Here is a 12,214-nt window from a genome sequence, read left to right as displayed (position 1 = left end):
TTGCGATCCGTGACCGGGGCGGCCGGCGGTTATTTTTCCTGCTTCTGCTCCTGCTTCTGTTCCTGCTTTTGCTCCTGTTTTTGCTCTTGTTCGCTCAAATAGATAGCGTACTGCAGCGGCCGGCGGATGGATTGCTGGTACAGATCTTTACGGCCCATCTTCCTGAACAGTTCGCGCCCCGGCTTCGGATTTACTTCGATCAGCCATACGCTGCCTTGCTTATCGATTCCGATATCGAGCCCGTATTCCAGCATTCTGCCGAAATGCTTCTCGATGACGGTGACGACCCCGTGGGCCAGCTTGTGGCACTCGGCGATGATCTCGCGTGTCTTCTCGGGCGTAAAACATTTGTGAAGCACGGCTTCCGTAGAGGACGCGCGGCCGCCTCCGTGCAGGTTCGAAGTGGGATTGTTGACGCCGCCTATGCGCATGCCTTCACCGGTAACTTCCCACTTGCCCTGTTCGTTTTTCTGGATAAGCAGCCGCATGTCGGACACGTGGCCAGGCAGAAGCTCCAGATCCAGTCCCTGCTGGATCATAAAGGTGCCTTTGCGTATCCTCTCCTGCCGGACCCAATTGTTCAGCCAGTTCGTGAGCGAGGTGAGGTTGCGGAAGAGGACGTTGCGTTTCGCGTACCCTTTCGTCCGCCCGAGCAGTCTGTAGCCGTCCTTCACCCGTGAAATTTTCACGATGCTTTTGCCGCCGGTTCCGTTGCCGGGTTTGATGTAAAGAATCCGGTGGTTTTTGAACATGCGGACGAGGTTTTGGGCATTGTAATCGGCGGTAGCCGGAATCCATTTTTTGAGTTCTTCCTCGTTCGAAAAAAGCCGGGTCGCGCTCATTTTGTTCGTAAACGTATGATTGGCGTACACAAAATGCTTTTGTTTGCGGAATTCGCTGTAGCCTTCCTGGGCCGTTCGGCAGCGGTCGATCACGACGTCCGGCCAGGGGAAGATACGGCTGGTCCAGGTGTTACCTTCCGGCACATAGCCGCGGACCTGTTTTTTATCCGGGAACGCATCTTTGTGAGAGAAAATAAATACGGTGGCGCCTAATTTCTGACCTTCCCTCACCAGCGAGCGAAAATAGCCGGGTTCCTTGAAGGAATGCCCCTCCCGCCAGGTGAGGATGCCGATTACGGGCTTTGCCATTACGATTCCCAGTCCCTTCTTGTTAAACTGTATTATCATATGGCCGGCGGGAGCGGTTTGTGAGTTGGAAACGGGGTGCGCGGCGCCTATCCTTCCCTGGCAGGGGAACGGTCCGGAGCCGTTTGTCATACAATGAATGTACGAGTAGGGATTGGAACTTTCGCATACGCAAATAAACCGGGAGGCGAGCTCCCGGTCTTGAAGGCCGTAACGCATTATTTGAGAATGCGGGCCGATGCGACGTAGTGATTTTTCTGCCAAGTGTTGTTAAGATCGCCGATGACGACGTCATCCTTTGGATTCACGTTGTGGATGAATTTGTTGTTGCCGATGTAGATGCCCACGTGGCCGATTTTGTTGACGGTGTCTTTGTTGCCCGCTGTAGCCGTCGTGGAGAAGAAGACGAGATCGCCTTTGCGCAGCTCGCTCTTGCTGACAGGTGTGCCGAGCTTGTACTGCGCTCTTGCGCCCCAAGGCAGATGGACGCCTTCTTTGTTAAACACATACTTCGTGAACGAAGAGCAGTCGAAGATAAGGTTCTTCGTATCGTTCTTGGCGTAAGCGTACTGCACTTTACCCTGAAGAGACTTGGCAAAGGAGAGAATGCCGTCCGCCTGCTTGCTCCAGGTTGCGCTGCTTGAGCCGGAAGTTCCGGGTTTAGAAGGAGCCGGAGTTGGAGCCGGAGCCGTAGAAGTTCCGCCGCCGGCCGCCTTAATGAACAAGGTGGAGATATAGCCGGTTTGACCGTTATAGTTCACCTTGACGAAATACTTGTTTGTATTTTCAAGCACAGTCAATTTGGTGCCTTTAGGCACGCTGCCATAAATTTTTCCTTGGTTGGTATAAGGAAGTTGTTTCAGATATGGACTGCCTGTGGTAATAATAGTAGATGATGTTATTGCGGGTGCCGTCGCTGCAAAGGCGGCACCGGCGCTAAGACTGCTTCCTGCAAGAAGACTTAGTCCCAGCACAAGCTTGGCTATTTTTTTCATAGAAAGAATCCTCCGCTAGTAGAAAAGATTGTGTAAGTGGTGCAAGTTATTTAATCACTCTTACTGCAGTCACGTAGTGGTCGTCCCACCAGCCGGAACCCATGTTGCTGTATTTGACGCCTCCTTCTCCGTAAGTGTGCAGGACTTTATTATTGCCGGCATAAATCCCGACGTGACCGATGCGTTTAACGGAGCTGGCGGAGTATTTCGTTGTTGCTCTGGTAGAGAAGAAAACAAGATCTCCGGGTTTCAGTTCGCTGCGTTTGATCTTTGTCCCGTTTTTGGACTGATCGCGTGCGCCGCGGGCAAGTTTAATGCCGTTTTGCTGATATACATATTGAACGAAAGAAGAGCAGTCGAAGGAGCTGGTGTTGCCTGTCTTGGCTCCGAATTTGTAAGGTCTGCCGAGGTATTTGTTGCCGAGTTTGATAATCTTGTCCGCTTTGGATTTAAAGGCGGAAGAAGAAACGGCGGCGTGCGATTGCTGAGGAAGAGCAGTAAGTCCTCCCGAGAGGGCGATTGCGGCGCTCAGACTTGCGATGATGAGTTTCTTTCCTAGTTGTTTTTTCAATGTCTTGTACCTCCATCTCGTGATGTGTCTCAGTATAGCACACACAAAGATGGGGTTAATTGGATAAAAAAGCGCAAACCCAGACCTCGTCTGGGTTTGCGCCGTTTAATTAGAAAACTATTAGAAATAGCCAGAAAGGAACTGCTGGGCGGATGAGAAACCTTTCATTCTTTTTTCTCTCCATTATGCTCGATTTGTCTCGGGTTTTCTAGCGTTTGCGTTAATGATTCGCCAAATACTTGGAATAGCGGATGACCCTGCGGACGGACGGCCTGATTTTATTGCCCCCGTCCAGCGAGGTATTGTCGTTCTTCGACGGCTTCGAGTTGACTTCCAGCAGCCACACCCTCCCACCGGTATCGACAGCCAGATCGACCCCGAGCTCGCCGAACAGAGCGGGAATATTCGTCTGAATGCCTTCGGCTACGGCAAGGGCCGCTTTGCGGATCTGCGCCGAAATCTTCTTGTGGTCCGCGGCCGGCAGAGAGGTGCGGGCGAGCGCTTCCTTCACCGTGCTGAGCGATCCGCCGCGGGCCAGGTTGGAGACGAAGTGATTAGCCCCCGCAATCCGGGCAACGACGGACGTGATTGCCCATTCTCCCGACTGGTCCTTCTGGACCAGGGCGCGGAAATCGACGGGACGACCGCCGACCTGCACGAGCTGAAGCCCCTGCTGGATCTGGTAGCGGCTCGTTTTCAGCTTCCCGGCCTGGGCGTTGAACAGATTCAGCAGACTCGGGTACACTTTGCGGCTCGTGCCGTTCAGTGTAGGGATTTCACAACTGTATGACCCTCCTTCCAGCGCAGAGATGCGCAGGATGCCTTTGCCGAGACTTCCTAGCACGGGCTTGAGGAAGACGGTGTTGTACTTTTTGCACATAGACTGCAGCATGGCATAGTTTTTGAAGAGATGCGATTCGGGAAGAAAGCTTTTGCACGCCGCTTCGTCTTTTAATGCTTGAAACACTTCCGTTTTGTTCAAATATTTCTCGTTAAACACTTTGGCGCCGTAGTTTGCTTTGGCATCCCGGAAAAATTGCTGGACCTTCGGCCGATTTTCCAGAACGCGCGAGGTGAGCCGGTTATAAATCACGGAAGGCATCGGGAAAGTTTCTTTTCTCCAGCTCCCGAAGTCATAGTGCCAGCCGTTTATTCGCGAGCTTCCGGGCTTGATGCCGTCAACGGAGAAGAAAAACACGCGGGCTCCCTGCTCCTTGCTCGCTTCGTCCAGCTCTTTGCAAAAAGCGGTGATTCCTCCAAACAGGTTGGGTGAGGAGGGTTGAAGCGTTTTAACGAGTACGCCGATCAGCGGGTTGGAAAGGCCCGTTTTCGCATGGATTTGTGCCTCACGAAGTTCATCTTCGGTCAACCCGTCGATACGGCCGGTCTCTTCGAAATGGTGCAGCTGGCTTTCGGCGGTATCCGGGGCGGTGGAGATTGCTTCCTCCGGTCCCGTTGAGCCGCCGGGGGGCGGGGTTTTGCTTCCGGAGGATCGCGGATCCACCCGGAGCAGTCCCGCCGGAAGTGGTGAAGCTTGCCGCCTTTTGCGGGACGGAACCTGTTTGGCCATATATAATCCCCTTCTCCAAACGAATCTCCTGCAAGCATTTTATTAGAAGGGGAGGATTGGTGTGCCTGTACGATGCCGCGGATTTACCAGACGGAATACCGGAGAAAATAATGAACGGCCAGCGATAGGAGGCCAAGCGCCAACTGCACGATCCCCAGCCACAGCGTAAACGTCTTTTCCTTGTGCCAGCCGCTTACGGCATATATCCGCTTGTCGATCCAGAGGAGCATCAGTCCCGATACCGCAAAAAAACCTCCGAGATAATGCAAAAAGTTGATTTTTAGGATGAAAACCGCCTCCTATCTGAACTGCATGCCGGTCCGGTTGATACGGACCGTGGTCTGAACCTCGACGGGGAGATCGGCATAATGGGTTTCCCATTTTTCTTTCGAACCGATGCGGGCGGACCAGTAGGCGTGCTCTTTCGCCCGGATGTGCTCCCCGAAGCCGAAGATATCCGATTTCATCCGCTGTGTTTTCCGGATAAAGTTTAGGATGATTTGGTTCGCTTCTTTACTTATCGTTTCTTCGATTTTGGAGATGGCCTTTTCGTCGATTACGCTGTCTTCAAAGTACTTCTCTTCCAGATCCTGCTCCAGATAGATCATCACTTTGAAACGGGGAGAACCGTTCTTCATCTCCAGATCAAGCCTCGATTTTCTTAGTGTAGTCGTTGCCATAACCGGACCTATTCCGGGCACATCCACAAGCGGGGAATAGCCTCCCGGATTCATCGCTTGTACGGCCATAAAGGCTCCGATTTCCAGAGGTTCGGAAGTTCCAACCATTTTATTGTTGCGGAAAAGCGCCATGCCCCCGATCAGGATGTTCTCGTTCCGGCGTATATCGACATAAGGAAGATAACCTTCCTGCCCCTGCTTGGACTGGGTGCTCCAGAACGTCCCGATATAATCCCGTGGAAACTTGCCGAGGTGGACCGATTTATCGAGCATGGCCAGAACATAGAGCGTCGGGACTCTTTCCAGGGGAGGGGCCACGTTAAGGAAGCGGGCGGCCTCGCCTTTGGAAATAAGGAGCCATGTTCTTCTCCGCACCTCGGAATCGCGGCGGAAATAATCGTTGATGTGTTCAAGGGTATCGTAGGCAACTTCTTCGCTGACGACTATCACCCGCAGATGGATCAGAAATTTGGGGTCGGCAATCTGCTGCTGCAGGTTGTTCAAGGCGTCGTTGACTGTATGACCGTACACGGACACGACCCAGACCGGCTTGGTTGTGCCTTGTCCGCCGCTGCCTCCTCCGCCTTCGCCGGGGCCCAGCGGGATGCGGCCGGGCACGGCAATAGAAGCGGTCACGCGGATCATTTTGTCGGCCGGGATCGGATTGCGCTCCAGATGATTAACCCGGTCTTTGCTCTCCATATTGGCCGGATTTTCCGTCCGGTCTATGGCCATGCCGAGAATGAGGGCCCGGTCTTCGACTTCCTGCTGATCCCAGCATCCGGCAAGGAGTAAAGACAACAGCGGTACGGTCAGCAGAAGAAGCGGCAGCCTAGCCCTTATCGGGTGCATGGGCGACGCCTCCTTTGCCGCGTATGCCCGCTACCACCAGCAGAGCAGACGGAATGATGATCATGGCGATCAGTCCCCACGGGAGAATATGAGTACTCAACCTGTACAGCTGAATCACATTCTGCGGCATCATGGCCGCCAGAAACATAAACGGCATCAGGAAAGTCGCCAGCATACGGTGATCTTTGAGCCCTAATTTTTCTTTTATAATGAGAAGAATCAGGTAGTACCCGCTCAGGAGAGAATTAAAGACCGAAATAATCCATGTGACGAGGAAGAGGGCGTCCATTCTCTCCAGAAATTCTCCGGGAACGATCGTCGCCCGTCCAAGCTCCAGAGTGGGCCAGACGAGCCGTTTGATCTCCTCCGTCCCGAAAACGCCGACCGTAGTGATTACGATCACCAGATATAGTCCTCCGGAAATCGCCGTTCCGGTTAACCCGACCTTGAGCGCTTTCTGCGGGTTTCTCATGCGCGGTACGATAAAAGTGTAGATCACCACGTTCCGGAACAGGGTGGTGATGCCCAGAGAGCCGACCCAGAACGTGAAGTCCGGATTTGTCGTGAAGGGCCGCAAATTCAGCAGCTCCACTTCACTGAACGAGAGTATCATCATAAACACGACGGGACCTATCACGAAGGGAGTATAGAAAGCGTGGATCAGCGTAAACGAGTAAATATCCTTGCGCGCGGATATCACAACGAGCAGCAGCATCATGAACAGGATCACTTCAAGCGGTGTGCGCCGCAGAACGAAGGTTCCGGTTACTTCGCTGAATTCCCGGAAGGAAAAGGCCGTCGCGACGAGATAGAACAGCGCGATGACGAATAACAGCACGCCGGACGCCCATTTGCCGAGTATCAGCTTGCTGTAAGCTACGGGAGACAGATCCGGAAACCGCATCCCGAGCAAGGACCAGAGCATGACAAGCAGGGCGCCCAGCAGGATGCCCCCGACCGTGACGAGCGGCGCGGCCGATTCGCCTGCGGTAACGGCCAGTCTCGGCAGGGGAAGCACGCCGACCCCGGCTATTGTGCTGATGAGTATGCACATGGCCTGCCAGTTCGTTAAGCGCTGGTCATTCATCCGGCGCACCCCCTTGGTCCGGGTCTTCGGGAACCTTGTCCCAGGAATAGGACGGCGACCGGTAATACCGGTCAGTATGCTTGCGCCTTTTAGTCCGAAGCGATTTTAGATGCCCCGGCCTGTCGCTCATCCACCAAATCGGTCCGCGCAGCAGCGTATCTTTCCATTCCTGCGCGTTAAAAGGGGTGATCGGAGTCATATAGGGAACGCCGAACGAGCGGATACTGAGCAGATGATTGGTAATCAGAATCATCCCGAACATGATGCCGTACAGCCCGAAGGAGCCGGCAAGCACAACAAGCGGAAACCGGAGCATCCGCAGAGCGATGGCGGCGTTGTAAGCCGGCGTGGCGAAAGAGCCGACGGTGGTCATGGCGATGATGACGACCGTAATCGGGCTGGAGAAACCTGCGGATACGGCCGCCTGGCCGATAACCAGGACGCCAACGATGGAAAGCGCCCCGCCGATAAGCTGGGGCAGGCGGATGGTGGCCTCGCGCAGCACTTCCATAGAGATTTCCATCAGGAGGACTTCGATCATGGCCGGGTAAGGAACCCCCGCTCTGGAGCCGGCTACCGCCACGGCAAAGTCCGTCGGGATGACTTCGGGATTAAAGGAAATTACCGCCACGTAAAGCGAGGGGAACACCAGGGAAAAAAGCAGCGCAATCAGCCGGATGAACCGGATCATACTGCCGATCAGGAACCGCTCCGTGTAATCGTCTACAGTCTGGTAAAACTGGCTGAACACAGTCGGCGCGATAAGCGCAAAGGGGGACCCGTCGACCATAATGACGAACTTGCCTTCCAAAAGCGCGGCGACGGTCTTGTCGGGGCGCTCCGTATTCTGAATCTGAGGAAAAGGCGAGAGCGGATGATCCTCGATGAACTGCTCGATATACCCGGCATCCAGGATGGAATCCGTATCGATGGCGGCCAGGCGCTTCTTGGCTTCATGGACCAGTGCCGGACGGGTAATTCCCTGAATGTAGCAGAGCGCCACTTTCGACTTCGTCACACGCCCGATGTGCATGGTATGTACCCGGAAATCAGCGGTTTGCAGCCTATAGCGGATCAGGGCGAGATTGGTCTGTAAATGCTCGATGAAACCTTCCCGGGGACCGCGGATTACCTGCTCGGTCTGCGGCTGCTCAATCGAGCGTTTTTCGATCTTCCTTGTATCCGCAAGGAAGGCCGCCGCGATTCCGTCCACAAGCAGCACGGTTACTCCCATGGTCAATTCGTCGATGATCCGATCAAGGGCTTGTTCCTCCGTGATCCGGCTTACCTGAATGACCTTCTCCGTCAGGTAGGAGGCCAGCGATTCGGCATCGACAATCAAATCTTCCTGCTCCGTATGCGTCATAAGGGGCTTAATCAAATAAGAACGGATCATCTCCTGGTCCACAAAAGAGGAGAAGAACACAAGAGCGGCGGAAGTCCCTTCGAACAATTGAAAACGGCGAACGGTCAAATCATCGTTGTACTGAAGAACATCCTGAAGAAGCTTCAGATTTTCCTCGATTCCCGTGGAAAGCTGCTTGCCGCTTAATATATCTTCTATATAAAGGCTCGGCACCAGTATTCGCGGCTCGGTCACGGGGCTGCCGGTTTTGCGGTTTTTCATCCAATTCCACATCATCGGTCTCCTCCTTTCTTGGGCGGGTTAAGGGACCGAACCGGACGTTCGTTCCTCAACCAGGAAAAATCACTTATATATGGGGCTTAATATTGATCATTCCAGCCGCTTTCATTCATAGGGAGGCGGGCAAGCCGTTCAACAAAATAAGAAAAAAGCGGAAATTTTCCGCTTTTTCTTCGTTAATCTTTATGATTTACTGGGCAACAAAGTCCAGGGATAAAGGCAGGTTGTTGGAAGGTTGAACGATCGTATGAAGCGTATAAGTCGGCGTATCGTTAATGACAATGCCATTCCCCTTATCTACATGGCGATTAGTCACTGTACTGATTTTATAATTGACAAACGCGCCGCTGGTTCTGCTGCCATACAAGGTATACACATTCGGAAGGCCGCTGTAATTGGTAATGTTAATGCGGTACGTATAATCCGTACACCAGTAAGCGCCCCTGATTTTACCGTTGAAGGATGCGGGGGCTTGATCTTGCGGGTTTCCGTCGACATCCCATCTGGACAGGAGAATATCTTGTTCATTCGTATACCCGCCATCGTCGCTTTGCGTAATAAATTTGGCAGGTGCGGCGCTCGTTAAGGTAAGATTGATATCCGCAGTTCTTCCCGAGTATTGCAGCAAACCCCGATAATCGTCCTTTGTTTTGGCATTGTAGTTGGTCGAGGCAATGGTTGCCGTATTGGCGTAGGCGGCTAAATTCGTCGTTCCCGTATTTGTGGATAGATCTGAAATTTTCACATCGGCGTCGCTGCCCGTAGTCACATCCACTGCTCTGAAATCCGCGATATGTACAATCGCTTTCTGACTTGAAATTCCTCCCGCCGCGGAGTATTCATAAGCGTATCCTTGACCCGGCGCAATAGTTGCCAGATAGGTTCCGCCGGCATTATTGCTCATAAAGCCCGTAGTGGCCGTAGAAGCCGCTTTCGTAACATCCCCGCCCGCATTGGAATCTCCATAACCCTCCTTTATTAAGTACAATTTAACGGAGTTCGTGGCAGACGGATTTTTGACGTACAGAAAAAATTTGATGTTTCCGGTCGTCATATTTCGGTGGGAGGACCAAAATCTAAACGTGCCATTCACGGTGTCCCGGTATAACGTCTTGTTTACTTGATGATCGTAGATGGATTCCGGCGCGTTTGAAACGAATACGGGATGCCCCGTTTTGTAAAAAGTAACATCGCCCGAGGTATAAGATTCCTTGACTGATGGAGTTGGAAAAGGTGTTTCCGTACCTAGGGTGTAAGCGGCAAAGGCGTTACTTGGTACTAATAGAATTGCACAGATCATCATGAATAGACTGGCCGTGTTCATCAAGCGTTGTCTCATCCTATACACTCCTAACCGTGTCGGTTTATTTGGCTTGCTTATGTAGATAATAGTTTGTCCTGTCATCTGTGGCAGCGTTTTTTAATCGACTAAACGAACCTCCTTCCTTTTGAATGAATTTCATACATCCGTATCTTAGTTTGAAAATATTCCCAATTACAATATAATGAATGGTTAAAGTCATTGAATTACCAAAAATTGTCATGGTCTTGCTATGGATGCCTTAGGCCAAGCCAAGCAAAAAAAAGCCTGTGCATGAAGCGCAGGCTTTTTGCGTAAAGAGACTCAATAGGTTGCGGGAAGCATGGTTTCAAAGAAATCGGGATGTTTATTGATGTCTGACCGGTGTTATAAATGCATCGTCCGGTTCATTAGGATTATTTCTCGTAAGGCTTGTCCTGGTGATAAAAGTTCGGGGTTTTCCAGGTGTTCTCATACTTGCTGTGAAAAAGATGCGTGGTCGCCGGAGATACCGGAGGAATGAGCCACGTCCAGTCTCCCGTTACTTCCCTTCCCGCCTGGGCTTCCTGCTGCTCGAACAGTTGAAACTGCTGGGCTGCCGTATGATGGTCGACAATGGATACGCCGGCATTGCGGTAGGAATGGTAGACGGCGGCATTCAGTTCGATCAATGCGCGGTCTTTCCAGAAGGTCGCGTTCGAACCGGTATCCAGCCCCATGAGGGAGGCCGTCCGCGGAAGCAGGTTGTATCTTTGTTCGTCAGCCAGATTGCGGGCTCCGATTTCGGTTTCCATGTACCAGCCGTTAAAAGGGGCGGCGGGATAAGAAATGCCGCCGATTTCCAGCCGCATGTCGGCGATAATGGGTACGGCGTACCATTTCAACTGTAATTCCTCGAAACCCGGCAGCTCGGGATGACGGAGGGGAACCTCCAGCACGAGGTCGCGTGGAAGTTCGAACCACCGGGGAGCATCGTCGCCGATCTGGATAACAAGCGGAAGCAAATCGAAGTGCGTGCCTTCGCCTTCCCAGCCCAGCTCCCGGCAAATCTGCGTGAAAGGGATGGAGTTCGGATCGCCGACCGGTCCGTTCTCCGTCTCGTAACCGGCGTAACGGATGAGCTGATGGTTCCAGATGCGTACGGGACAACTTCCGTCCTTCCCGGCGGGAGGGAGAACGGTGATGGCCGGACGGATTTTTCCGTCATTCGTGGCAAAACGAATATGCGTAAGCAGAGCGTCGCGAATTTCTTCGAAGGTGCCGGTATGACGGCCGTCAAATACGCTTAGCGTGTTCCAGAACAAACGGCCGATGCAGCGGTTGCTGTTGCGCCAAGCTAATTTGGCGCCATACTCCAGTTCTTGGGGCCTATGTACGTAAGTGCCGGTTTCTTCGATTTGGGCGCAAACGTCCAGCCACCGCTCTTCGGCTTCCTGTTCGCTGCGGCCCCATTCGCTGTAACAGGTATAGAGGAAGGCGCGGGCTTTGTCCGCAATGTCGTTAGTTGAGTTCATTCGAATGCCTCCTTGGTTCAAGGATCGGCACGGGGTAGTCCGTTAGTCCTTGCTATGTAATGAGCGTAACATAAATTCGGAGGCACAAAATCGACAGTTTTGGGAACGCGCGCCGCCGTGGGATATCTCCCGGCGGCGCTTTTCAAACGGGACGGAAGAGAGCGGGATGCTGTGCATAGGGAAGCGGGCGAAGGAGCCGGACCGCGACGTCGAGCGCATGGACGCTCAGCCGCGGCAAAAAGGCCGCCGTAACGTCTTCGGCGGCGCTTCCTTCACCCGCGCAGAGCAAACGCTCCTGCGCGTTCATACATCGGTGACCGGCCCATATGGGTCCGGTACACCACGATCTCTTCCGCCGTCCAAGAGGCGGAAGGAGGCTCGCCCGGCGCGTCCAGCCGTTCACGCGCCCATTTGCGCCCGCCCGTATAGCGGCGGGCGAGCGTGATGTGGGGCCGGTAAGGCCGGTCCTCCGGCTCGAAGCCGAGGGACGAGCAGGCCGCCTCCACATCACGCTGGAGCCTGTGCAGGGCGTCGAGATCGCCCTGCAGACCGGCCCAGAGGATGCGCGGGGCATCCTTCGGGCCGAAGGTTCCCGCTCCCGCGGCGGTAAGCTCCAGCGGAGAATGAGCCGCTGCCGCTTGTTCGAGCAGAGGGGAGAGAGCGGGCAGGGTAGACCGGGGCGTGTCGCCTATAAACTTCAGCGTGATATGGAAGTCCTCGGGATGAACCCATTTGTGGAAGGGGGTTCCCGATTCTCTCAGCCTGCCGGTCCAGCCGCTCAGGTTCTCTCTAACGGGTCCGGACAGCGGAACGGCGATGAACAGGCGTTCTAACGAGTCGGTCATGTCGAAT

At 53.6% G+C, this 12,214-nt stretch carries 11 protein-coding genes; all 11 read right to left on the bottom strand.

What is annotated here, in order from left to right; genetic code table 11:
• Positions 1-29: 29 nt before the first annotated feature.
• Entirely contained in the window at positions 30-1,151 is a 1,122-nt protein-coding gene (locus tag KVT34_RS14690; protein ID WP_217559504.1) for a YheC/YheD family endospore coat-associated protein, read from the bottom strand.
• A 215-nt stretch (positions 1,152-1,366) separates the two neighbouring features.
• A complete protein-coding gene (locus KVT34_RS14685) occupies positions 1,367-2,143 on the bottom strand; it encodes a C40 family peptidase (protein ID WP_217559503.1) in 777 nt (258 codons plus the stop codon).
• A 46-nt stretch (positions 2,144-2,189) separates the two neighbouring features.
• Positions 2,190-2,714 carry a C40 family peptidase gene (locus KVT34_RS14680; RefSeq protein ID WP_217559502.1) on the bottom strand — a complete coding sequence of 175 codons (525 nt, stop codon included), beginning with the start codon at positions 2,712-2,714 and terminating at the stop codon, positions 2,190-2,192.
• 220 nt (positions 2,715-2,934) lie between these two features.
• A complete protein-coding gene (locus KVT34_RS14675) occupies positions 2,935-4,284 on the bottom strand; it encodes a YheC/YheD family endospore coat-associated protein (protein WP_217559501.1) in 1,350 nt (449 codons plus the stop codon).
• Positions 4,285-4,367: 83 nt separating this feature from the next.
• The gene (locus KVT34_RS14670; RefSeq protein WP_217559500.1) at positions 4,368-4,553 is read right to left on the bottom strand and encodes a CLC_0170 family protein; all 186 of its coding nucleotides are present in this window, start codon (positions 4,551-4,553) and stop codon (positions 4,368-4,370) included.
• Positions 4,554-4,583: 30 nt separating this feature from the next.
• Positions 4,584-5,816, bottom strand: coding sequence for a Ger(x)C family spore germination protein (locus KVT34_RS14665; protein ID WP_217559498.1), 1,233 nt, complete (start codon positions 5,814-5,816; stop codon positions 4,584-4,586).
• Complete coding sequence (locus KVT34_RS14660; RefSeq protein ID WP_217559496.1) at positions 5,797-6,903, bottom strand: GerAB/ArcD/ProY family transporter; 1,107 nt, start codon at positions 6,901-6,903, stop codon at positions 5,797-5,799. Before KVT34_RS14660 ends, KVT34_RS14665 begins: the two co-directional genes overlap by 20 nt.
• Positions 6,896-8,545, bottom strand: coding sequence for a spore germination protein (locus tag KVT34_RS14655; protein ID WP_217559494.1), 1,650 nt, complete (start codon positions 8,543-8,545; stop codon positions 6,896-6,898). The genes KVT34_RS14660 and KVT34_RS14655 overlap by 8 nt, the downstream gene beginning before the upstream one ends.
• 193 nt (positions 8,546-8,738) lie before the next feature.
• Positions 8,739-9,887 carry a hypothetical protein gene (locus tag KVT34_RS14650; protein WP_254634873.1) on the bottom strand — a complete coding sequence of 383 codons (1,149 nt, stop codon included), beginning with the start codon at positions 9,885-9,887 and terminating at the stop codon, positions 8,739-8,741.
• 377 nt (positions 9,888-10,264) lie between these two features.
• A complete protein-coding gene (locus tag KVT34_RS14645) occupies positions 10,265-11,362 on the bottom strand; it encodes a nitric oxide synthase oxygenase (RefSeq protein ID WP_217559492.1) in 1,098 nt (365 codons plus the stop codon).
• Positions 11,363-11,634: 272 nt separating this feature from the next.
• Complete coding sequence (gene thpR / locus KVT34_RS14640; RefSeq protein ID WP_217559490.1) at positions 11,635-12,207, bottom strand: RNA 2',3'-cyclic phosphodiesterase; 573 nt, start codon at positions 12,205-12,207, stop codon at positions 11,635-11,637.
• Between the last annotated feature and the right edge of the window lie 7 nt (positions 12,208-12,214).

It is taken from the genome of Paenibacillus sp. GbtcB18, from assembly GCF_019091125.1.
GTDB lineage: Bacteria > Bacillota > Bacilli > Paenibacillales > NBRC-103111 > Paenibacillus_F > Paenibacillus_F chitinolyticus.
This window is presented reverse-complemented; position numbering and strand designations above follow the sequence as displayed.